Here is a 22,018-nt window from a genome sequence, read left to right as displayed (position 1 = left end):
GGTGCCTGCGGCGTCTCCAGGTGACCCGCAGCGGAGCCGTGTCGCGTCATGGTCGACTGGACCGAACGGGCGATGCGCCGTCACGATCCCGACGACCACCGCTCTCATCCGATGTGACCGCACAGGTGCACCGGACGCGTGGAGGCGGGAGCACGCCGATGGGCGTCCCCACGCAGCGGCTTCCCGTCGCTCTCCAGCCGATCTGGGCCACGAACGGAGTACTCCTCGGGCACGAGTACCTGTACCGGTCGATCTCCGGCCGGCCGGCCGGGGTCGACAGCTGGGCGGCGGCGCGGCAGGACGAGGCGTCCGCCTCGGTGCTGCGCACGATGTTCGGCGACGGCGGCGTGGCCGCGGGGTCGGCTCTGGCCTTCGTCAACGTCACGCGCTCGTTCCTGGTCCGCGACCGACCGCTGCCCGCACCGCGAGGCCGGCTCGTCCTCGAGGTCGTCGAGACCGTTCCGGCCCATGCCGGGGTGCTGCTCGGGCTTCGGCGGCTGCGAGCCCGCGGCTACCGCATCGCCGTCGACGACTACACCGCGTCGCCGGACCAGCGGGCGATGCTGCCGTACGCCGACTTCGTCAAGGTGGACTGCCGCGACCTCGTGCGGCTGCCGGGCGACGCTCTGGAAGAGGCACGGCGTTACGGTGCGCAGCTGGTCGCCGAGCACGTGTGCGACGTCGAGATGCTGGTGCGCGCCCTCGACCTCGGTTTCGAGTTCCTCCAGGGTGACGCCCTGGGCGCCGCGACGACGCAGGCCTGCTGAGGAACGGGAGCCGCGCGCCGTCAGCGGCGGACGGCACCCGCGACCCGCAGGACGGCACGCTCGACGGCGAACTCGGCGTCCCTGCTCTCGCCCTTCACCTCGGCGTCGGCCTGCGCGACGGCGCTGATCGCGGCAGCCAGACCCTCGGGTGTCCAGCGGCGCAGCTCACCGGCGGCCCGGTCGACCTGCCACGGAGCCAGGCCGAGCTCCCGCGCGGCGGCAGCGCCCCGGCTCCGCACCGCACCGACCTTGGCCAGCATGCGGAGCCGGGCCGCGAGCGCGGCGACGATAGGCACGGGGTCGAGGCCGGTGGACAGGGCGTGCCGGAGCAGGGCCACCGCGCGGCCGGCGTCGCCGACCACCGCGGCGTCGGCGACCTGGAAGCCGGTCGCCTCGACACGCCCCCCGTGGTACCGCTCGACGGTCTCGGCAGCGATGAGCCCGGTGGTGTCGGCGGCGAGCTGCGAGCAGGCGGCGGACAGCTCGCGCAGGTCCGCGCCGACGGCGTCCACGAGCGCACGGAGCGCCGCGGGGTCGGCGCGGCGGCCGGCACGCCGGAGCTCGGCGGCGGCGAAGGCCACCTTGTCGGCATCCGACTTGACGGGATCGGCGGCCACGGTGGGGACGCCGGCAGCCCTGCACGTGTCGAGGAGACGCTTGCCCCGGGCACCGCCCCCGTGGCGGAGCACCACGACGACGGAGTCGAGCGGAGCACCGACGTACGCGACCGCGTCCGACAGCAGCTCGTCCGACGCTCGCTCGAGGCCCTCGAGGACGACCACCTTGTCGTCGGAGAACAGGCTGGGGCTGGTGAGCACGGCGAGGGCACCGGGCGTGTACTCCGCGGCATCGAGGCGCTCGACCGCCACGTCGGGGATCCGTGCCCGCACCTGCTCGACGATCCGGTCCACGGCACGTTCGGCGAGGAGCGCCTCGGCACCGGAGACGAGCACCACGGGTGCGACCGGTGCGTCCTGCCAGCCGATCCCGCTCTGCGCGGCTCGGGACGTCGGACGTCGGGCGCTGGGCACAGCACCAGCCTGCCAGACAGCACGGACAGGAGTCAGCCACCGTCACGGTGGTCAGGCCCGGACGCGCGGGGGTGCTCTGCGGTGCCGGCGCCGCCGTGCCGACAGGACGAGGGCACCGACCGCAGCCGACACGCCGGCCATCGCGACGATGCCACCGGCGCCAGGGGCCCACGCGAGCTGGGCACCCGGCGCCGCCGCCGCGACCCGTGCGACGGCTGCGACCCACCAGCACGCGGCGCCGGCGAGCTGTGCCAGCACCAAGGCCCCGTGCGGCGACCACGGGGCGACCACGGCGGTCAGGAGGCCCAGCACGGTGGCAGGCGGGACCGCCGGCGCTGCGGCGAGGTTGGCGAGCAGCGCGTACGTGCCGACCGAGGGCCGCAGCACGAGCAGGACCGGTGCGCAGGCCAGCTGCGCGGCGAGCGGAGCGGCCACGGCAGCCGCGAGAGGACGACCGAGCCGAGGCGACCACATGCGTACCCATGCGCCGCCGAGGACGACGATCGCCGCCGTCGCCACCACGGAGAGGGCGAAGCCGATCTGGAACGCGAGCCACGGGTCGGTCAGCAGCAGCGCCGTGACCGTGGTGGCGAGGGCTGCAGGTGCTCGGGCAGGTCGGCCGGACAGGAGGCCGAGCAGGCCGACCACCCCGGTGACGGCGGCGCGAAGCACGCTGGGCTGCGGCCCGACGAGCACGAGCAGGCCCGCCCCCGTCAGCAGGACGACACCTGCACGGAGCGTCACGGGCAGTCGGCACGCCGCCGCCGCGGCCGCCGCGATCGCACCGATGAGCGCGAAGTGGGATCCCGAGACGGCGATGAGATGGGTCAGCCCGGCTGTTCGCATCGCCTCCGACAGGTCGTCCGGGACACGCGAGCCGTCGCCTAGCGCCATGCCCACGAGCAGGGCGCCCGCGTCGGCCGGCAGCCGCTGGGCGATCCCACGCGTTGCCGCGCGCACGCGCTCCGCGGCGCGGTCCGGCCAGGCGGGCGGGGCCACGAGCTGGGCCGCCGACCTCGCGGTGAGCGTCGCCACGGTGCTGTCCGTGACATCCGACGGCGTCAGCCGTCCGGTGACGCGGACGATGCTGCCGGGCGGCGCGTCACCCGGCGCGACGACCACCACGGAAGCAGCAGCGCCGGACCGTCGCCCACGGCTCTCCACCCAGCGCACCGAGACCGTGTACCGACGATCCGGTTCGCCGTCGCTCCACCGGGCGTCCATCGGCACAGGGGGGTCCACGACACGTCCGGTGACCGTCGCGGTCGCACCCTCTCGGAGGGCGGTGCCGAGCAGACCGCCGGTCCGGAGTGCGCGCTGCGCGGACGCGTCGAGCAGCGCCAGCGCGAGCACGACGACCGCGAGTGCCACGGTGGCGGAGACGCGGTGCCCCGGCCGCCGAGGGCGCCGGCACCGCGGCGCGACGACGAGGACCAGCACGACCACGACGGCCGCGGTCCCGATCCACCGCGCGACCGTCGGACCACCGGCGACTCCCAGCGCGGCACCCGACCAGCACCCGACGGCCACCGGCAGCAGGCGCAGGTCGAGCACCTCCAGTGCCTCGGGCGTCCCGGCGGCGGGCGCACCGTCCTGACGGGCGTCGACACGCGCACCGGCACGCGGGGCTGCTCCGGGGCGGTGCCGTGGAGCGGTGCCGGAACGCGTCTCACGGGCACTCACACGCGCACCGTCGGGCGGAGCCGCTCCAGCAGGGTGGGGCCGATGCCGCTGACCTCGCCGAGCTCGTCGACCGAGGTGAAGCGATGCTGCAGACGCCGGTCGAGGATGCGCTGCGCGAGCACCGGGCCGATACCCGGGAGGGCGTCGAGGTCGGCGAGCGTGGCCGTGTTGAGGTCCAGGCGACCTCCCGCGCTGCTCGGGCTCGGCGGGACGGACGGCGGGGCGGCCTGGCCGGGACCCGGTACGACGAGCTGCTCGCCATCGGTCACCGGCCGCGCCAGGTTCACCGCCGCGAGGTTCGCGTCGTCGGCCGCACCACCGGCCGCCTCGATGGCGTCCTGCACCCGCGCTCCGGGCCGCAGCCGTACCACGCCGGGCCGGGCCACGGCTCCGACGACGTGGATGACGAGCTGAGCGGCGTCCGTCGACAGCGGGGACGCCGGTGTCGCGAATCCCGTGGCCGAGCTGCCGGCGGTGGCGGGCACCGGCGTGGGCAGCTCGACCGGGTCCCCCGGTGCGAGGGCGGACGCCCGGATCAGGGTGGCGCCGACCACGAGCGCGACCGCGGTCGCCGCCGAGGCGGCCAGCCGCCAGGGCACGCTCCAGCGCACCCGTTGCGGGGGCTCGTCGGCGACGCTGAGGTCCGTCGCGACCCCGTACGAGTCCCGGTACTCGACCGCCGCTGCGCGCACGGCGGTCGGGACCCACCCTCCGAGCCCGGCGGTCGGCCCTGCCCGACCTGGACCGCCCGACGGGGCGGCATCGGGTCCGAGCACCGAGGGCACGCACGATGTGCGAGCCAGCGGCGCTGCCGGCTCCGGTGGCGGAGGACCGACGAGGCCCTCACCGCGGACAGTCGGCCGCGACACGGACGCGGCGGGTGGCTCGTCAGCCCCTGGTCGTTCGGCCACCGGTCGATCGAGCAGTGGTCGATCGAGCAGCGGTCGGTCCGCGACGGGTGGTCCGACGGGCGGTGCATCCGCGGCCTGCGGGTGTGGCTCCGCCCGGCGGGTCAGTCGGTCCAGCCGACGGCGGGCGGCGCTGACGTCGGCACGGAACACGCCGGGGACGCTAGGCGCGAGAGCCGGGCGCCCCGACGAGCGTCGCAGCGGAGTCCGATGGCCCGCACGACGTCGCGGGCTGGGGATGGCTCGGTCAGAGCCGGGCCGGCGCCTCACCGGAAACGCCGTCCGAGACGACGACCGCGAGCAGCCCCGGGCCCACGTGCGCCGTCAGCACGGCACCGGCCGGGCTCACGACGATCTCCCGCAGGGAGCCGCGGGTCGCCTCGGTCAGCCGATGTGCGAGGTCCTGGGCGGCGTCGGCGCGATCGGCGTGGTGCACGGCGACCCGCGCGCCGGGGCGAGCGAGCGCAGCCGCCGTGGCCACGGCGACCAGCCGCTCGACCGCTGCCCGACGGGTGCGGATCTTCTCCGCGACGACGAGCCGACCGTCCGCGACGGTGAGCAGCGGCCGCAGCCCGAGCACGGTCCCGAGGGCGGCCGCAGCCGCGCCGAGCCGACCACCACGCCGCAGGTGCTCCAGGGAGTCGACCAGGAACCACACCCTGGACGACTCCGCGGCGGTCCGCGCTGCCCGGGCGACCGCCTCGACGTCGGTGGCGGGACGGGTGTCGGCGGCGCCGCTGCGCCGGAGGCGCCACCGGGAGGCTGGTCGACGCGCGCCCTCGACCGCCGGACCGTCGACCCGGGCGCCCTCCACCGGCGTCCCACCGGCCACCCACGCCGCCGCCAGTGCCGCGAACCCCAGCCCCATCGCGGCGGTCCGGGAGTCGACGACGTGGACCGGCAACGGTGCCCGCTCGGCGGCGGACCGGGCCGCCTGCACCGTCCCGGACAGCTCACCGGACAGGTGGACGGACACCACCGCCGTCGCCCCGTCGGACGCCGCCGCGGCGTACGCGTCCGCGAACGTCGCCGCCGACGGCTGGGACGTGGTGACGCGCGCCCCGCGCTGGAGGGCCGAGATCGTCGCCGCGGCCAGGTCCGTACCGACGAGCGGCGCACCGTCGACGAGGACCTGAAGCGGTACCACCCGCACGCCCCAGCGTTCGGCGGCGCCGGCGGGCAGTGCCGCGGTCGAGTCCGTCACGACGGCGACGTGTGCCGGCAGCCGTGCTGAGCCGAGGCGTGACATCGGGGTGGGGCCGAGCAGCGTCAGGCCGGCACCACGTTGACGAGCTTGGGCGCGCGTACCACCACGGTGCGCACGGCCCTGCCGTCGAGCGCCCGCTGCACACCGGCATCGGCCAGCGCCAGCTCGCGCAGCTCGTCGTCGGACACCGACGGCGCCACCTCGACGCGCCCGCGCACCTTGCCCGCCACCTGCAGGACGCAGGTCACCGACTCCTCGACCAGGTGGGCCGGGTCGGCGACGGGGAACGGTGCGTAGGTCAGCGACTCCTCGTGGCCGAGCCGGTCCCAGAGCTCCTCGGCGATGTGTGGCGCCACCGGTGCCGTCATCAGGACGAGCGGCTCGACGGCGGCCCGAGGGACGCGGTCCAGCGTAGTGAGGTGGTTGTTCAGGACGATCAGCTTGGCGATGGCGGTGTTGACCCGCATCGCCGCCATGTCGTCGCCGACCTCGGCGATGGTGCGGTGCAGCACGCGCAGCGTCTCCACCGACGGCTCGTCGTCGCTGACCACCGTCGCGCCGGTGCCCTCGTCGACCACGTTGCGCCACAGCCGCTGCAGGAAGCGCTGCGCACCCACCACCGCCCGGGTCTCCCACGGGCGCGACAGGTCCAGCGGACCCATCGACATCTCGTACACGCGCAGCGTGTCCGCGCCGTACTCGGCGTACATCTCGTCGGGCGTCACCACGTTCTTCAGGGACTTGCCCATCTTCCCGTACTCGCGGTTGACGGCCTCGCCCTGCCAGCTGTAGCCGGTACCGGCCGCGGGGTCCTCGACCACCTCGGCCGCCGGCACGTGCACGCCGCGCTCGTCGGTGTAGGCGTACGCCTGGATGTAGCCCTGGTTGAACAGCGTGTAGAAGGGCTCCCCGGCACTGACGTGACCCAGGTCGTGCAGCACCTTGTGCCAGAACCGGGCGTACAGCAGGTGGAGCACGGCGTGCTCCACACCGCCGACGTACAGGTCGACGCCGCCGATGGAACCCTCCGGCTGGGACCCGTGGCCGGGGCCCATCCAGTAGCGCTCCAGCTCGGGGTCCACCAGCACCTGGTCCGAGTCCGGGTCGAGGTAGCGCAGGTAGTACCAGCACGAACCGGCCCAGTTGGGCATGGTGTTGGTGTCGCGGCGGTACTGCTTGGGACCGTCGCCCAGGTCGAGCGTGACGTTGACCCAGTCCTCGTTGCGGCCGAGCGGCGCCTCCGGGGAGGACTCCGCATCGTGCGGGTCGAAGGTGCGCGGGGCGTAGTCCGGCACCTCCGGCAGGGTGACGGGCAGCGCCGACGTCGGCAGGGCGACCGGCTGGTCGTGCTCGTCGTACACGATCGGGAACGGCTCGCCCCAGTACCGCTGGCGGCTGAACAGCCAGTCGCGCAGGCGGTAGGTGGTGGTGCCCTCTCCGAGGCCACGCTCCTGAAGCCACGCGATCGTGCGGTCCTTGGCCGTGACGACGTCCATGCCGTTCAGGTCGAGCGAGTCGTTGGCCGAGTTGATCACCGCGCCATCACCGGTCCGCGCACCGTCCGGGGTGCCCTCCGGCGCGGCCACCGTGTAGACGACCGGCAGCTCGAACGCCTGCGCGAAGGCGTAGTCGCGCTCGTCGCCGCCGGGCACGGCCATGATCGCGCCCGTTCCGTAGCCCATCAGCACGTAGTCGGCGGTGAACACGGGCAGCGGCGCGCCGTCGACGGGGTTGATCGCGAGGTGGCCGGTGAACACCCCGGTCTTGCGGCCGGCGTCGGCCTGCCGCTCGACCGCGGAGCGGCCCGCCGTCTCGGCGCGGTACGCGGCCACGGCAGCCGCGGGCGAGTCGAAGCCCCCGGTCCAGGCCGACCGGGTGCCGTCCGGCCACTGCACCGGCACCTCGTCCAGCAGCGGGTGCTCGGGCGCGACCACCATGAACGTGGCGCCGAACAAGGTGTCCGGGCGGGTGGTGAACACCTCGAGCTCGGCACCGCCCTCGACGGCGAACCGGACGCGGGCGCCGGTGGACCGTCCGATCCAGTGCCGCTGCATCGACTTGACCTTCTCGGGCCAGTCGATGGCGTCCAGGTCGTCCGCCAGTCGGTCGGCGTAGGCGGTGATACGCATGTTCCACTGCCGCAGGCTGCGCTGGAACACAGGCATGTTGCCCCGCTCGGAGCGGCCGTCGGCCGTGACCTCCTCGTTGGCCAGCACGGTGCCCAGACCCGGCGCCCAGTTCACGGGCGTCTCCGAGAGGTAGGCCAGACGGTGGGCGTCCACGACCCGCCGCTGGGCCGGCTCGTCGAGGTCGGCCCAGGCGGCGCCGGCCGGGACGCCGGGCACGCCGTCGGGCACGGGCCGCGCGCCGGACGCCAGCTCGGCCTCCAGCTCCGCGATGGGCCGGGCGCGACCCAGTCCGCCGTCGGCGTTGGGCGCCGACTCGTCGTACCAGGAGTTGTAGATCGCCAGGAAGATCCACTGGGTCCAGCGCATGTACTCGGGGTCGATCGTCGCGAACGACCGCCGCGGGTCGTGCGCCAGGCCCAGCCTCCGCAGCTGGCGCTGCATGATCGCGATGTTCGCCTCGGTGGTGACGCGGGGGTGCTGGCCCGTCTGCACCGCGTACTGCTCCGCAGGCAGGCCGAAGGCGTCGAAGCCCAGGGCGTGCAGCACGTTGTCGCCCTGCATCCGCCGGAAGCGGCCGACGACGTCCGTGGCGATGTACCCGAGCGGGTGGCCGACGTGCAGACCGGCCCCGGACGGGTACGGGAACATGTCCATCACGAAGAACGGGCGCCGACCGGGCTCGGCGTGGCGGCCTGCGCCGTCGGTGAGGTGACCGGTGGGGTTCGGCGTGAAGAAGGTCCCCCGGCGGTCCCACTCGTCCTGCCAGCGCGCCTCGATCTTCGCGGCGAGCGACGGGGTGTAGCGGTAGGGCACCTCGTCGGGGGTCGCGGCCGGTCGGGGGGCGCTGATCTCCTGCGACGTCACCTGGGCGAGTTTACCGGCGGGGGGCCGGGACCTCGGACGGCGACGGCTCCCCTGGTCGGCGCCCTACCGTCCTTCCTAGACTCCGAAGATGTCGTCGCAGACGGGTGACCAGGTCGACCCCGCACGGCTCGCGCAGCTGCAGGCGGAGGCAGCGCGCGCCGCTGCCGATGCCGCGAAGGCCAGGGCGGAGGCAGCCGAGGCGGAGGCCGTCGCGGCAGCCACCGCACTCGCCGCGGCGCAGGTGTCCGGCGCGCCGGCGGCCACGACCGTTCCCGCGTCGTCCGCCCTGGCCGACCAGGTCGCTGCCGGCTACACGTTCACGGGTCCGGCACTCGCCCTGGGTGCGCTGGTGCAGGACGGCTCCCCGGACCCGGCGGCCCAGGTCCGCATCCCGCTCGGCATGCTGAACAGGCACGCACTGGTCGCCGGGGCGACGGGCACCGGCAAGACGCGCACGCTGCAGCTGATGGCCGAGTCCCTCTCCGCCGCCGGTGTCCCCGTCCTGGTCGCGGACATCAAGGGCGACCTCACCGGTCTGACGGTGCCCGGCACCCCGAACGACAAGCTGCTGGAGCGCACGCGCGCGATCGGGCAGGACTGGACGCCGTCGTCCTTCCCGGTGGAGCTGTTCACGCTCGGCGGGATGGGCCCGGGCGTGCCGATCCGCACCACCGTCAGCGAGTTCGGCCCGCTGCTGCTGTCGAAGGTGCTCGGGCTGAACCAGACGCAGGAGTCGAGCCTCGGCCTGATCTTCCACTGGGCCGACACCCAGGGCCTGGCGCTGCTCGACCTGGCCGACCTGCGGGCGACGGTCCAGTTCCTCACCTCCGACGAGGGGAAGGCCGAGCTCAAGGCGATCGGCGGGCTGTCGGCGGCGACCGCCGGGGTGATCTTGCGCGAGCTCGTGACGCTCGAGTCGCAGGGGGCCGCGGCCTTCTTCGGCGAGCCGGCGTTCACCGTCACGGACCTGCTGCGCACGGCTCCCGACGGACGCGGCGTCGTGTCGGCCCTCGAGCTGCCCGCCGTGCAGGACCGGCCGGCCCTGTTCTCCACGTTCCTGATGTGGCTGCTCGCCGAGCTGTTCGAGGTGCTCCCGGAGGTCGGCGACCCGGAGAAGCCGCGGCTGGTCTTCTTCTTCGACGAGGCGCACCTGCTGTTCGACGACGCCTCGCCGCAGCTCCTCGACCAGGTGGTCCGGACCGTGCGGCTGATCCGGTCCAAGGGCGTGGGCATCGTCTTCGTCACGCAGAGCCCCAAGGACGTGCCGGCCGACGTGCTCGGTCAGCTCGGGAGCCGTGTGCAGCACGCGCTGCGTGCCTTCACGCCCGAGGACGCGGCAGCCCTCCGCGCGGCGGCCCGCACCTACCCCACGTCGTCGTACGACCTCGAGCAGGTGCTCACCCAGCTGGGCACCGGCGAGGCGATCGTCACCGTGCTCGGGGAGACCGGTGCCCCGACCCCCGTGGCGTGGGCGCGGCTGCGGGCGCCGCAGGCGTCGATGGGTGCCGCACCGGACGCCGCCGTGCTCGGTGCGGTCGCGGCGTCCCCCCTCGCAGCGCGCTACGGCACGCCGGTCGACCGGCAGTCGGCGTACGAGCTGCTCACCGCACGGGCGCAGGAGGCGGCGGCACGGGTCGCGGCCCAGCAGGAGGCTGCGCAGCAGGAGAAGGACGCCGAGGCTGCGCGGCGCGAGGCGGAGCGCGACGCCCGCTCGTCGTACCGCCCCAGGGCGAGGTCCCGGACGGCGGACCCGCTGGACTCGTTCCTGCGGTCGGCCGGCACGCAGCTGGGACGCGAGCTGACCCGGACGCTGCTGGGCACTCTGCGCCGACGCTGACGCGTCAGCACGACCCGTCAGCCGTCACGGGCTCCCGACCCAGATCGCCGAAGCGGCGACCTCACCGAGGTCGACCTGCTCCTGGTCACCGACGCGCGCGGACACGACGCCGGCGACGGAGTGCCGGGTCACGCTCACGCGAGCGTCGAGACCCAGCCCCCGGGCCGCGAGGTAGCGGAGCAGCTCGGGGTCGGCGTCGGAGATGCGGACCACCCGCCACTCCCCCGGCTCCACGTCCCAGAGCGTCCTCGCGGCCGGCACGTCCATCGACCCGTCGGGACCGGGGATCGGGTCGCCGTGCGGGTCCCGGGTCGGGTGCCCCAGGTGGGCGGCGATGCGTTCGACGAACGTGTCCGAGACGGCGTGCTCGAGCACCTCGGCCTCGTCGTGCACCTCGTCCCACGCGTAGCCGAGATGGGCGACCAGGAGGGTCTCCAGCAGGCGGTGCCGCCGCACCATCGCCAGCGCGTGCGCCCGCCCCTCGGGCGTCAGCCCCACCGCGCCGTAGGGCTCGTGCGTCACCAGACCGGCGTCGGCCAGCCGCCGGACGGTCTCCGAGACCGTCGACGCGCCGACGCCCAGGCGCGCGGCCAGGGCCTTGGTGGTCACGGGCGCATCCGACCACTCCTGGGCGGACCAGATCACCTTGAGGTAGTCCTGGCTGACGGCCGTCAGCGACTGGGGGGACTGGCTCACGACGTCCAGCGTAGGGGCCGGGCCGGTCGGTGCCGGGCGGGATCGGCGACCTCAGGGTGCCGCGGTCGCCGGCACCGTGCCGACCGTCGCGCCCGTTCCGGGAGCGGACGACGACCCGGCGGCGGACGACGGTGCGGGCGGCAGCGCCGGCCACGGCTGCGCGGCACCGACGGTGACCGTCCGGTCGGGGTGCACGGCGATCACGCGGTAGTCCACGAACCTGCGGGTCTCGGTGTCCCAGCGCAGCACCGTCAGCTCCGCCACCCCGTGCAGCGGCCCGATCGTCGGCTGGTTCACCTGGGCGCCCGCCGTCGTGCTGCTGATGTACCGCACCCCCTCACCGACCACCTCGGGGTCGGTGCGCACGTGGTAGTGCCCGGAGATCTGCGCCGGCACGCAGCCGCGATCCAGCGCCTCCTGGCCGACCGGCGGGTTGTGGATCAGCAGCAGGTCCACGCCGGTCTTGTCGGCGCAGGCGACGTCCGCGAGTCGTGCACCGGCGTCCGTGACGGTCTCACCGGCCACCGAGGTCGTACCGCCACCGACCCGGGTCTGGCTCGGGTCGTGGTCGCCGAGGATCCGGATGCCGTCGACCGTCACGACCGAACCCGCGAGCACCGTGGCGCCCGAACGGGCGTACCGCTTGCTCGTGGTGTCCGAGTCGTGGTTCCCCGGAGACGTCACCAGCGCGACGCCGGCCGGGACGGCGCGCGCGAAGGTGGTGTCGCAGTACTGCTCCACCGGTGTGCCGTCGAGGGTCGTGTCGCCCGCGTCGAGGACGAGCGAGGCCCGGGACAGCGTGATCACGGAGTGCATCAGGGACGCCATCCCGACGTTGCAGTGCAGGTCGGAGACCACCACGACGGTGACCAGCTTCGCCTGGGCGCGCGTCGGTGACGGACTGGGCGAGGCGCTCGACGAGGACGTGGGCGACGCGGAGACGGCGCCGCCCAGGCCGGCCGCCTGCGGCGCGAGACCGGTCGCCTGCGGCGCGAGCCCCGTCGGCGAGTCGGTGGCGCTGGCGGTCGAGCCGGCCGCGGACACGGACGGGGTGGCGGTCGGGGTCGCGGTCGGGGACGGCCGGGACCAGACGACGGGATCGGCGGGTCTGGAGCCCCACGCGGTGACGAGCGCCTGGTCGGCCGCCTGGTAGAACGCGTCGTTCTCGCGCACCGCCGAGAGGACGTAGCCGCCGTAGGTGTCGATCACGCCACCGAGCCGACCGGTGACGCGGGCGCCCTGCAGCGGGGTGCCGTTGAACACGGGCGAGATCGCCGCGGTCGAACGGGTCGGGGTCGGCCCGGTGCTCGAGGTGAGCACCGTGCCGCACACGGCGACCCCGGCGACCCCGGCCACGACGAGGCGCCGGTGGACCCGCAGCGCGGTCGCCAGCTCGGCGCGTCGAGCCGGGCCCAGCAGCCACCGACCGACGTACCAGAGGCCGGCGAGGAGCAGCGCCGTCACCGCCGCACGCACCGCCGCGTCGGCGATCAGCGCCAGGGTGACGTCGTGGACCGTGGACTGCGGTGCGCTGAAGAACTGGACGTAGGACTGCAGGTCCCCGCTCAGCGCGGCCAGCGTGGTCGCCGGGTCCACCGACGTCAGCGTGTCGGGGATCTCCTCGACCGTGGCCCGCACGCCGAGCGTCAGGGGCAACGGTGAGCGCACCAGCAGCCTGCCGAGCGGACCGACGTCGATGGTGACGGTCGAGTCGGTGGTGACCTCGTACCGTGCCTCGTGCGGGCCGAACGACCCGTGCACCGAGGCGGTCGTCACCCCGACGACCACCGCGACGAGCAGGTCGAGCAGCACGAGCAGGCTCGCGCGCAGCCACCACCGCCGGGAGCGTCGGGGGAAGCGTGGACGTCGCATCGTCACCACCCTAGGCGCGCCACCGGTCGGGGCGACCTCCGGGCTGTCCGCCCCGGCTACCTGCCCTCGTCCCCCTCACGCCGCGCCCGCTCGTCCCGCCACCGCACCCACTGCTGCGCGAGCGAGAGGTCGTAGTCCGGTCCGCCGGTCCCCACCGTGAACAGCGTGACGCCTGCGGCGAGCAGGTCGTCGGCGACAGCCTCCGGCGGCGCACCGACGCCCACCGAGCGCTCGACGAGGGATGCGGTGTCGCGTCCGACGGCGGCGCCGTGCTCGTCGAGGATCGCGCTCTTGCGCCGCAGCTCGGTCACGTCACCGAACGAGTGCCACACGTCGGCGTGCTCGGCGACGACACGCAGGGTCTTGCGCTCACCGCCCCCGCCGATCAGCACGGGGATCTCCCGCGTCGGCGCCGGGTTGCCCGCCACCAGGCGAGCCTTGATCCGCGGCAGCGCCTGCGCCAGGTCCGCGATCCGGCTGCCCGGCGTGCCGAACTCGTAGCCGAACTCGTCGTAGTCCTTCTGCTTCCAGCCCGCGCCGATCCCCAGGATCAGCCGTCCACCGCTGATGTGGTCGACGGTCCGCGCCATGTCGGCGAGCAGCTCGGGGTTCCGGTACGAGTTGCACGTGACGAGAGCGCCGAGCTGCACCCGGCTCGTCTGCTCGGCCCAGGCGCCCAGCATCGTCCAGCACTCGAAGTGCTTGCCGTCGGGGTCGCCGGACAGCGGGAAGAAGTGGTCCCAGTTGAAGATCACGTCGACGCCGAGGTCCTCGGCGCGGCGCACGGCGTCGCGGATCCGGGGGTAGTCGGCGTGCTGGGGCTGGAGCTGGACACCGATGCGTACGGGATGCGTCACGCCGTGCAGGCTACGTCCCGAGGCGCAGACCTGCTGCTCAGGCCGCGGCCGCGACCCGGATCACGTTGCGCCAGGGGTCCTCGAAACGCAACGTCCGGCCGTCGTGCTCGCCCCGCACCCCGGCGCGGGCGACCCGTGCGGCGAGCGCCCCGAGGTCGTCGTCCGTCGGCACCAGGATGCGGACCTCGCCGAGGCCGAGGGACGACGCGCGTGGTCCCGCGCCGGCCGACGCCCACGTGTTCATCGCCAGATGGTGGTGGTAGCCGCCGGCGGAGACGAACAGCGCCCCGTGCCACTGCGCGGTGACGTCGAAGCCGAGCGCGTCCACGTAGAACGCCCGACCCGAGGGCACGTCGCCGACCGACAGGTGCACGTGGCCGACGACGGTCTCCCCGTCGACCGGAGCCGGATCAGGTGCCGCCTGCTCCAGCCGCTCGAGCTGCGCCTCCCCCAGGTGCTCGCCCAGGAACTCGTTCGGGTCGAGCCGCAGGGAGTCCATCAGCACGCCGCCGTCGGCGGAGTGCCGCCACTCGTCACGCGGCCGGTCCCAGTACAGCTCGACACCGTTCCCCTCGGGGTCGGTCAGGTAGAACGCCAGCGACACGAGGTGGTCGGCCGAGCCGGTGTAGGTGCCGGGCGCGTGGCGTGCGACCGAGGCCAGCGTCTCGGCCAGGTCCGCACGGTCGTCGAACAGCAGGGCGGTGTGGAAAAGGCCGGCCGATCCGCGGCGCGCGGGCGGCAGGTCGGGCGTGTGCCGCAGCACGACGAGGGGCGTGGTCCCCCTGCCCAGCGTCAACTGCGCCGGCCCGGTGCCGAGCCGGTCGACCGGCTGCTCGACCACCGCAAGGCGCAGGACGTCTCGGTAGAAGTGCAGCTGGTTGTCCAGGTCCCCGACGAGCAGGGTGACCGCGTCCATGCCGGTGCCCGCCGCGATGGACTCGTGAGCCTGCGCGAGCGTCGGCGCGACGGCCGTGCGGGCCCCGGCCCCGGGTCGAGGAGCGGTGCCGGACGCGGACGAAGTGGTTGTCATGTCAACTACTGTAATAGTTGAAGGGTCAACTTCCAAGCAGTCACGGCTCGAGGCGCCGGTTGGTGCCCAGCTCGGAGAGGAAGACGGGTCCGTGCTCGGCGAGCTCGGCGTCGAGCTCTGCCGCCCACGTGCTGAACGGCCTCGACGCCAGGGCGTCGTTCGCGAAGCGGTGGTCGGTGGTGACCTCGGTGACGCAGAAGGACGGGATGGCCAGGTCGGTGACAGGTCCCCCTCGCTCCACCTCCGCGACCACCAGAGGGGCGTTCGCGCCGGTGAAGACGTCGATGACCCAGCCGTCGTCACCGAGCCAGACGGCGTGGCGGAGCTTGGCCACCCGCGCGGGTCCACGGCGGACGATCTCGATGCCCATCAGGGGGTCGAGCTCCCGCTCGGCCTCGTACCGCGTGCCCGCGACCATCGGGCCCTTGACGGTCACCGAGGCGAACTCGACGCGGTCGACGTACCGCTCGAGCAGCAGGAGCTCGTCCAGCCCCGGGTCCTGCACCGCCGGGACCCCCGGCGCCTGCACCCGCACGCGCACCGCATAGCCGTCGGCGGCCAGAAGGTAGCTCTGCACGATCAACGTCGGGGTCGCCTCGAGCAGCTCGGCCGGCACGTCCCGCGCGACGAACCTCCGCTCGAACTCGAAGTCGCCCTCGCCGGAGTCGCTCATCGGGGCCTCCCGAGCCGTGGCCGCCACGGCGGCCGTGCCTGCGGCGGTGCGCTCACGCGCCGACCCGCTGAGCCTAGTGGCGCCTCTCCGCGTCCGGCGGCACGACGTCGGGCAGGCCGAACGCGCCGAACAGCTCGGGCGCGAACCAGACGGTGACCCGCTGCACGCCGTCCGGGCCGACGGTCACCTGCTGCAGCTGGAAGGCGTGGTGGCGGCCGTCCGCCTCCCGCATGTAGAGGCCGAAGGTCGGCAACCCGTTCGACGACGTGCCCAGCAGCCGCATGCTGCCGGGGCCGGTCGCGGGGCACCAGCGGCAGATCAGGTTCCCGACCGCGTCGGGACCCTGGTACCACTCGGGGTACGGCGGCATCTCCCAGACGACGTCCGCCGCGAGCAGCGTGACGAGGGCCGGCACGTCGTACGCCTCGAAGGCCGCCACGTACCGGCGCAGCAGGTGCTCCTGGTGGGGCGTGAGCTCCGCGGGTGCCGGCGGGACGTCGAGCGTGGCCATGCGGGCGTGCGCCCGCTGCAGCGTGGAGTTGACCGCCGCCACGGACAGCCGCAGCGCCTGGGCCACCTCCGCCGCCGTCCAGGCCAGCACGTCCCGCAGCAGCAGGACGGCGCGCTGCTGCGCGGTGAGGTGCTGCAGCGCCGCCACGAAGGCCAGGCGCACGGTGTCGACGTCCACCGCCCGGTCGGCCGGGTCGGCGTCCGGAGTGCTCCACAGCAGGCGGTCGGGCAGGGGTTCCAGCCACGGCACCGAGCGGTCCTGCTGCGGCTCGACGGCGGGGTCCGCCGGCGGTCCACCGAGACCCACCGGGAGCGGCCGTCGCGCCCTGCCCTCGAGGTGCGACAGGCAGACGCGCGTCGCGATGCGGTACATCCACGTCCGCAGGGAGGACCTGCCCTCGAAGTCCGGCAGCGCGCGCCACGCCCGCAGCCAGGTCTCCTGCAGGGCGTCCTCGGCGTCCTGCAGCGACCCGGTCATCCGGTAGCAGTGGGCGAGCAGCTCGCGGCGCAGCGGCGCGACGAGGGCGTCGAACCCGTCCTGCACGACCGGTGCGCCGCCGTCGTCCGGTGCGGCGGACGACGCGGCGACCGCGCCTGTGGTCTGCGTCACACCAGGACGGTAACCCGCTCCTCCGACACCGCGGCAGCCCCGTCGTGGCAGCCGCTCCCCGAGGCAGCGGAGGGACCCGGTGCCAGACTGCGCGGGTGACCCAGCGCTACGCCGACGACGACCACCTGGCCGGCCGCACCCTGCTCGTCGCCGCGGCGTACCTGGTGCTGCGTCGCCCGGGACCGCAGGGCGACGAGGTGCTGCTGCAGCTGCGCCGCGGCACCGGGTACAGGGACGAGCACTGGGCGACGCTCGCCGGCCACGTGGACCCGGGCGAGTCGGTGCACGAGGCAGCCTGCCGGGAGGCCGCCGAGGAGGCCGGCGTCCAGGTGCGCATCGACGACCTGCAGCCGCTCACGGTGCTGCACCGGTTCGAGCGCGGCGGCCCGGCCGTCGAGCAGCGCGTCGACGTCTTCTTCGCGGCAGACCGCTGGACCGGTGAGCCGCAGCTGCGCGAGGCGAACCGTGCCGCCGCCATGGCCTGGTACCCGCTGAACGCGCTGCCCGAACCGGTCGTCCCGCACGAGCGGACGGTCCTCGACGCGCTGGCGCACGGCGAGCTGCTGCCCGCCGTGATGTCGGTGCCGGTCAGCCCGTGTTCTGCAGACCTGCCGCCACACCGTTGACGGTGAGCAGCAGCAGCCGGCGCAGGTCCTCGACGCTCTCCTGGGACTCACCGGTCCGCAGCGCACGCAGCGCGCGCAGCTGGAGCAACGACAGGGCGTCGACGTAGGGGCTGCGGAGCGCGACGGCGCGGCCGAGGATCCGCCGGCGGGACAGCATCACCTCGGAGTCCGTGATCGCCAGGACCCACTTGCGCGTGAGCGCCATCTCCTCCAGCACCAGCGCGGCGAGGTCGGCGCGCTCGCCGAGGCCGAGGTAGCGAGCTGCGATGCGCTCGTCCGTCTTCGCGAGCGACATCTCGACGTTGTCGATCACGGTGGCGAAGAGCGGCCAGTCCGCGTACGCGCTGCGCAGCAGGTCGACGTCGCCGACGGAGTCGAGCGCCGTGCCCAGGCCGTACCAGCCGGCGAGGTTGATCCGGGCCTGCGACCAGGAGAAGACCCACGGGATCGCGCGCAGGTCGTCCAGGGACGACACCGACAGGCCGCGTCGTGCCGGCCGGGAGCCGATCGGCAGCAGGCCGACCTCCTCCAGCGGGGTCACCTCGGCGAACCACTGCGGGAAGCCCTCGGCACGGACCAGGGCGTGGAACCGCTGGCGCGAGGCGACGTCGAGGCGCGCCGCGAGGTCGCCGAAACGCTCGGCCGCCTCGGCCGTGCGCCGCTCGACGGAGGGCGCACCGGCGAGCAGGGTCGCCGCGGTGACCTGCTCGATGTGCCGGGCGGCGATCGTCGGGTCGCCGTAGCGGGCGAAGATCACCTCACCCTGCTCGGTCAGCTTGAAACGACCGTCGACGCTCCCCGGTGGCTGGGCCAGCAGGGCGCGGTTCGCCGGGCCGCCGCCGCGGCCGAGAGCACCGCCGCGACCGTGGAACAGCGTCAGCCGGATGTCGTGCTCGCGCGCCCACGCGGTGATCCGCCGCTGCGCGTCGTCCAGCGCGAGCGTGGCCGAGACCGGCCCGACGTCCTTCGACGAGTCCGAGTACCCGAGCATCACCTCGAGGTGCCGGCCGGTCTGCTCCAGACGATGCTGCACCTGCGGTATCGCCAGCGACTCCTCGAGGATGTCGACGCTCGCCTGCAGGTCCGCGAAGGTCTCGAACAGCGGGATCGCGTCGATCACCGGTGCGTCGTCGGCACCGTCGAACGCGAGCTCCGCCAGCCGGTAGACCGCGGCGAGGTGCTCGGCGGACTGCGTGAACGAGACGATGAACCGGCGCACCGCCGCGAGCCCGAACCGGCGCTGCACGCTGCCGATCGCACGGAAGGTGTCGAGCACCTCGACCGTCCGGGGCGCCAGCTCACCACCGAGCCCGTGCTCGGCGATGTCCGCCAGGGCCTCGGCGTGCACCTGGGAGTGCTGGCGCACCTCCAGCTCGGCCATGTGGAAGCCGAAGGTCTGCACCTGCCACACGAGGCGCTGCAGGTCTCCGTAGGCCGCGCGGACGGCCCCCGCCTCCGCGAGGGACCTCTGCAGCACCAGCAGGTCGGCCTCGAGGGCCGCCGCGTCGGGGTAGGCCAGGTCGGCGTCCCGCCGACGCGTCGCGGCGATCCGCTCGGCGATCACGCGCAGCACCCTGCGGTGCGGCTCGTTCGGCGACTCGGCGGCGACCGCGGCGGTCAGCGAGTCGGACAGGGACCGCTGCCGCTGCCACAGCGCCAGCAGGCCCGCCGAGGGTGGCGTGCCGTCGGCGTCCAGCGTCAACGCCTCGGCGGTACGGCGGGCGGACGCCTCGAGAGCCGTCAGCGCGTGCTCGGACGCGAGCACCGCCGCGGCTCGGGTCACCTCGGCGGTGACGTTCGGGTTCCCGTCGCGGTCACCACCGATCCAGCTGCCGGGGTGCGACCACGGCTGGACCACCGGAGCCGTGGTGCCGGCCGCGTCCCCGAGCAGCCAGTCGTCCAGCCGGCGGTACACGGCCGGCAGCACGTCGAACAAGGTGGTGTCGAAGATGTTGAGCACCGTGGCGACCTCGTCGAGCACGGTCGGCTTCTCGGCGCGCAGCGGCGAGGTGCGCCAGAGCGTGTCGATCTCGGACAGCAGCCGGCGCTCGTTCTCCGCGAGGGTCGTCCCGCCGATGTTCAGCGCGTCCCGCTCGGCGACCAGGTCGGCGATCCGCCGGATCGACCGGGCGACGGCGCGGCGCCGGGCCTCGGTCGGGTGGGCGGTGAACACCGGACGGAACTCGACGGCCCCCAGCCGGGCGCGCGCCTCATCCGGTCCCACCTCGGCGGCCAGCTGGGCGTACGCCGACCCGAGGGAGTCGTCGGGCGCGAGCTCGTCGGCCGCGATCTGCGACTCCCGCTCCCGCAGCACGCGCACCCGGTGGTACTCCTCGGCGAGGTTCGCCAGGTGGAAGTAGCAGGTGAACGCCCTGGCCACGTGCTCGGCACGGGTCAGGTCGAAGCCCTCGACCAGCGCCTCGGCCTGAGCGAGGGCGTCCGACTCGGGGTCGTCGTGGGCGCGGATCGCCAGCTCCCGCAGCCGCTCGACGTCCTCGAACAGCTCGTCGCCGCCGGCCTCGCGCAGCACACGTCCCAGCAGCTCCCCGAGCAGCCGGACATCCGTCCGTAGCGGCTCCGGGACCTCGTGCCGGGCCAGGCCTCGAACGGCCTCAGGGGTGCTCTCGGATGACGTCACGGGGCCAACCGTAGGGCCAAGGTCCCATGACTGCCGTACCTGTCCGCGACGTGAGGCACGGCCCCCGTGGATACGACGACGCGGCGCCACGTACCGGCCGAGACCGGACGGGCGCCGCGTCGTGCCGCGCCGGTGGACAGCGAGGGCGTCCACCGGCGCCGCGGGTCAGCGGACCGTGGCGAAACCGCCGGTCCAGGCGATCTTCTCCGCGGCCGCGAGGGTCATCTGCAGGAAGCCCAGGGCCTCCAGCTCGTGCGCACGACGCACGGGACCGGCGTCCACGACGGTGATCGCGGAGCCGAAGACCTCGGTGAAGGCCGCCTTCGCGGCGGCGTCGTCCCCGGCGACCAGGACCGTCGTCGGGAGCGCCCCGACGGTCCCCGAGGCGAGCGTGCCCGCGAAGTTGGTGTTGAACGCCTTGAGCACCGCGGACGACGGCAGCTGCGCGGCGATCTGCTCGGTCGCCGAGGAGCCCGCGGGCACCACGAGGGAGTCGAAGGTGGCGAAGTCGACCGGGTTGGTGATGTCGACGACGGTGCGTCCGGCAAGCTGGCTGCCGTAGGTGCCGACCAGCTCCGCGACGGCGGGGTACGGGACCGCGAGCACGACGATGTCGCCGGTGATCGGCTCACCCACGGCGCCGGGCGTGCCCCCGATGCTCGCTGCGAGCGCCTCGGCCTTCTCCACGTGCCGGTCGAGCACCTGGACCGTGGCGCCGCCCTTGGCGGCGAGCCCGGCGATCTGCGTTCCCATGTTGCCTGTCCCGATGACCGTGACCGTGCTCATGCTGATCCTCCAGAAGTTTGTCGGTACAACCAACATACTCGAAATGGTTGACGTGTCAACTGATGCCGTAGTCTGGTCGCATGACGATCTCGACCCATGACGAGCCGGCCGCTGCGGTGGCCGCGGCGGGGCGCGCCTGCGACGTCGCCGCGTCCGCCGACCAGCAGGACGTGCCGTGGCTCACCCCGGACCAGCTCCGGGCGTGGATCGGCCTGATCTCCGTCGCCGAGCTGCTGCCGGCTCGCCTCGACTCCCAGCTTCAGCGCGACGCCGACCTCACGCACTTCGACTACCAGGTGCTGGCGATGCTGTCCGAGGCGCCGGAGCGCACTCTGCGGATGACGGGTCTGGCCCAGCGCACCAGTGCCACCCTCCCCCGGCTGTCGCACGTGGTGAAGCGGCTCGAGGTCCGTGGGCTGGTCGAACGCCTCCCCTGTCCCGGGGATGCCCGCGCCACCAACGCGCACCTGACCGACCTGGGCTGGGACACGTTGGTCCGGACGGCGCCGGGGCACGTCCGCACCGCGCGCGAGCTGGTGATCGACGTCCTGACGGACGAGCAGGTCGCCCAGCTCGAGGCGATCACCTCAGCCCTGCTCACGCGGCTCGACCCCGAGGACCGGCTGCTGCGCCGCAACCGCTGAGGGGCCGACAGCGGGACGTACTCCCGGTGAGGGCCTGGACTCGCCACCATGGGCCCCATGACCTTCTGGCTCACCGGTGACGAGTCGGCCGACCGGCTCCTCGACGAGAACCCGTTCGCCCTGCTGATCGGCATGCTGCTCGACCAGCAGATGACCATGGAGGCCGCCTTCGCGGGCCCGCGCAAGCTCGCCGACCGGATGGGCGGGTTCGACGTGCACCGGATCGCCGAGGCGGACCCGGCCGCGTTCGAGGAGCTGGCCGCGACCCCTCCGGCGGTGCACCGGTACCCGCGCGCGATGGCCGGTCGCATCCAGTCGGTCGCCCGCACCGTCGTCGACGAGTACGACGGCGACACCACGCGGCTGTGGACCGACGGTGACCCGGATGCCGCCACGGTCCTGCGCCGGCTGACGGCGCTGCCGGGCTTCGGCAAGCAGAAGGCGCAGATCTTCCTCGCCATGCTGGCCAAGCGCCGCGGCGTCGACCTGCCGGGGTGGCGCGAGGCCGCCGGCCCCTACGGCGAGGAGGGCGTCCTGCGCTCCATCGCGGACGTCACCGGCCCGGAGAGCCTGGCGTCCGTCCGCGAGGCGAAGCGGGCCTACAAGGCGGCGCTCAAGGCCGCCGGCGCCTGACTCGACCGTTCCCGCGG

18 protein-coding genes are annotated in these 22,018 nt (G+C 74.2%); 5 read left to right on the top strand and 13 right to left on the bottom strand.

The window, feature by feature from the left end:
- Window positions 1-158: 158 nt before the first annotated feature.
- Window positions 159-767, top strand: a complete 609-nt coding sequence (locus ACFQTY_RS14905; RefSeq protein ID WP_378101948.1) for an EAL domain-containing protein — start codon at window positions 159-161, stop codon at window positions 765-767.
- Window positions 768-787: 20 nt separating this feature from the next.
- Here the strand turns inward: ACFQTY_RS14905 and holA are convergent, their stop codons facing one another.
- The 5 genes from holA to leuS all read right to left on the bottom strand — a co-directional run bounded on the left by holA (window position 788) and on the right by leuS (window position 8,589).
- Window positions 788-1,798, bottom strand: a complete 1,011-nt coding sequence (holA, locus tag ACFQTY_RS14900) for a DNA polymerase III subunit delta (RefSeq protein WP_378101945.1) — start codon at window positions 1,796-1,798, stop codon at window positions 788-790.
- Window positions 1,799-1,849: 51 nt separating this feature from the next.
- Complete coding sequence (locus tag ACFQTY_RS14895; RefSeq protein WP_378101941.1) at window positions 1,850-3,481, bottom strand: ComEC/Rec2 family competence protein; 1,632 nt, start codon at window positions 3,479-3,481, stop codon at window positions 1,850-1,852.
- The gene (locus ACFQTY_RS14890) at window positions 3,478-4,173 is read right to left on the bottom strand and encodes a helix-hairpin-helix domain-containing protein (protein ID WP_378101938.1); all 696 of its coding nucleotides are present in this window, start codon (window positions 4,171-4,173) and stop codon (window positions 3,478-3,480) included. The genes ACFQTY_RS14895 and ACFQTY_RS14890 overlap by 4 nt, the downstream gene beginning before the upstream one ends.
- 463 nt (window positions 4,174-4,636) lie before the next feature.
- Window positions 4,637-5,593, bottom strand: a complete 957-nt coding sequence (locus tag ACFQTY_RS14885) for a DegV family protein (protein ID WP_378101935.1) — start codon at window positions 5,591-5,593, stop codon at window positions 4,637-4,639.
- 65 nt (window positions 5,594-5,658) lie between these two features.
- Window positions 5,659-8,589, bottom strand: coding sequence for a leucine--tRNA ligase (gene leuS / locus ACFQTY_RS14880; protein ID WP_378101931.1), 2,931 nt, complete (start codon window positions 8,587-8,589; stop codon window positions 5,659-5,661).
- Between the two features lie 88 nt (window positions 8,590-8,677).
- Between leuS and ACFQTY_RS14875 the strand changes: the two genes are divergently transcribed.
- Complete coding sequence (locus ACFQTY_RS14875) at window positions 8,678-10,426, top strand: helicase HerA-like domain-containing protein (protein ID WP_378101928.1); 1,749 nt, start codon at window positions 8,678-8,680, stop codon at window positions 10,424-10,426.
- A gap of 24 nt (window positions 10,427-10,450) precedes the next feature.
- On the opposite strand, the gene ACFQTY_RS14870 is transcribed toward ACFQTY_RS14875, so the two are convergent.
- The 6 genes from ACFQTY_RS14870 to ACFQTY_RS14845 all read right to left on the bottom strand — a co-directional run bounded on the left by ACFQTY_RS14870 (window position 10,451) and on the right by ACFQTY_RS14845 (window position 16,674).
- On the bottom strand, window positions 10,451-11,122 hold the full coding sequence (locus ACFQTY_RS14870) for a metal-dependent transcriptional regulator (RefSeq protein ID WP_378101925.1): 672 nt from the start codon (window positions 11,120-11,122) through the stop codon (window positions 10,451-10,453).
- Window positions 11,123-11,173: 51 nt separating this feature from the next.
- Window positions 11,174-12,994: a metallophosphoesterase gene (locus ACFQTY_RS14865; protein WP_378101922.1), complete on the bottom strand. Its 1,821-nt coding sequence runs from the start codon at window positions 12,992-12,994 to the stop codon at window positions 11,174-11,176.
- A gap of 56 nt (window positions 12,995-13,050) precedes the next feature.
- On the bottom strand, window positions 13,051-13,851 hold the full coding sequence (locus ACFQTY_RS14860; protein ID WP_378101919.1) for an LLM class F420-dependent oxidoreductase: 801 nt from the start codon (window positions 13,849-13,851) through the stop codon (window positions 13,051-13,053).
- A 37-nt stretch (window positions 13,852-13,888) separates the two neighbouring features.
- Complete coding sequence (locus ACFQTY_RS14855; protein ID WP_378101916.1) at window positions 13,889-14,881, bottom strand: VOC family protein; 993 nt, start codon at window positions 14,879-14,881, stop codon at window positions 13,889-13,891.
- Between the two features lie 40 nt (window positions 14,882-14,921).
- Window positions 14,922-15,554 (bottom strand): hypothetical protein, encoded by a 633-nt coding sequence (locus ACFQTY_RS14850; protein ID WP_378101914.1) that lies wholly within the window; start codon window positions 15,552-15,554, stop codon window positions 14,922-14,924.
- Window positions 15,555-15,627: 73 nt separating this feature from the next.
- Window positions 15,628-16,674 carry a sigma-70 family RNA polymerase sigma factor gene (locus ACFQTY_RS14845; protein ID WP_378101912.1) on the bottom strand — a complete coding sequence of 349 codons (1,047 nt, stop codon included), beginning with the start codon at window positions 16,672-16,674 and terminating at the stop codon, window positions 15,628-15,630.
- Between the two features lie 95 nt (window positions 16,675-16,769).
- On the opposite strand from ACFQTY_RS14845, the gene ACFQTY_RS14840 reads away from it, so the two are divergent.
- Window positions 16,770-17,300 (top strand): NUDIX domain-containing protein, encoded by a 531-nt coding sequence (locus ACFQTY_RS14840; protein WP_378101910.1) that lies wholly within the window; start codon window positions 16,770-16,772, stop codon window positions 17,298-17,300.
- Here ACFQTY_RS14840 and ACFQTY_RS14835 read toward each other — a convergent pair.
- Together ACFQTY_RS14835 and ACFQTY_RS14830 are read right to left on the bottom strand one after the other, a co-directional pair.
- Window positions 17,263-19,938: a phosphoenolpyruvate carboxylase gene (locus ACFQTY_RS14835; RefSeq protein WP_378101907.1), complete on the bottom strand. Its 2,676-nt coding sequence runs from the start codon at window positions 19,936-19,938 to the stop codon at window positions 17,263-17,265. The genes ACFQTY_RS14840 and ACFQTY_RS14835 overlap by 38 nt on opposite strands.
- A 165-nt stretch (window positions 19,939-20,103) precedes the next feature.
- On the bottom strand, window positions 20,104-20,760 hold the full coding sequence (locus tag ACFQTY_RS14830; protein ID WP_378101905.1) for an NADPH-dependent F420 reductase: 657 nt from the start codon (window positions 20,758-20,760) through the stop codon (window positions 20,104-20,106).
- Between the two features lie 44 nt (window positions 20,761-20,804).
- On the opposite strand from ACFQTY_RS14830, the gene ACFQTY_RS14825 reads away from it, so the two are divergent.
- Together ACFQTY_RS14825 and ACFQTY_RS14820 are read left to right on the top strand one after the other, a co-directional pair.
- A complete protein-coding gene (locus ACFQTY_RS14825) occupies window positions 20,805-21,368 on the top strand; it encodes a MarR family winged helix-turn-helix transcriptional regulator (RefSeq protein WP_378101903.1) in 564 nt (187 codons plus the stop codon).
- A gap of 57 nt (window positions 21,369-21,425) precedes the next feature.
- On the top strand, window positions 21,426-22,001 hold the full coding sequence (locus ACFQTY_RS14820) for an HhH-GPD-type base excision DNA repair protein (RefSeq protein ID WP_378101899.1): 576 nt from the start codon (window positions 21,426-21,428) through the stop codon (window positions 21,999-22,001).
- Window positions 22,002-22,018 lie beyond the last annotated feature (17 nt).

The sequence above is a fragment of the Cellulomonas sp. T2.31MG-18 genome, assembly GCF_964266755.1.
GTDB lineage: Bacteria > Actinomycetota > Actinomycetes > Actinomycetales > Cellulomonadaceae > Cellulomonas.
The sequence above is the reverse complement of the archived record's forward strand: the minus strand, read 5'-3'. Positions and strand labels throughout refer to the sequence as shown.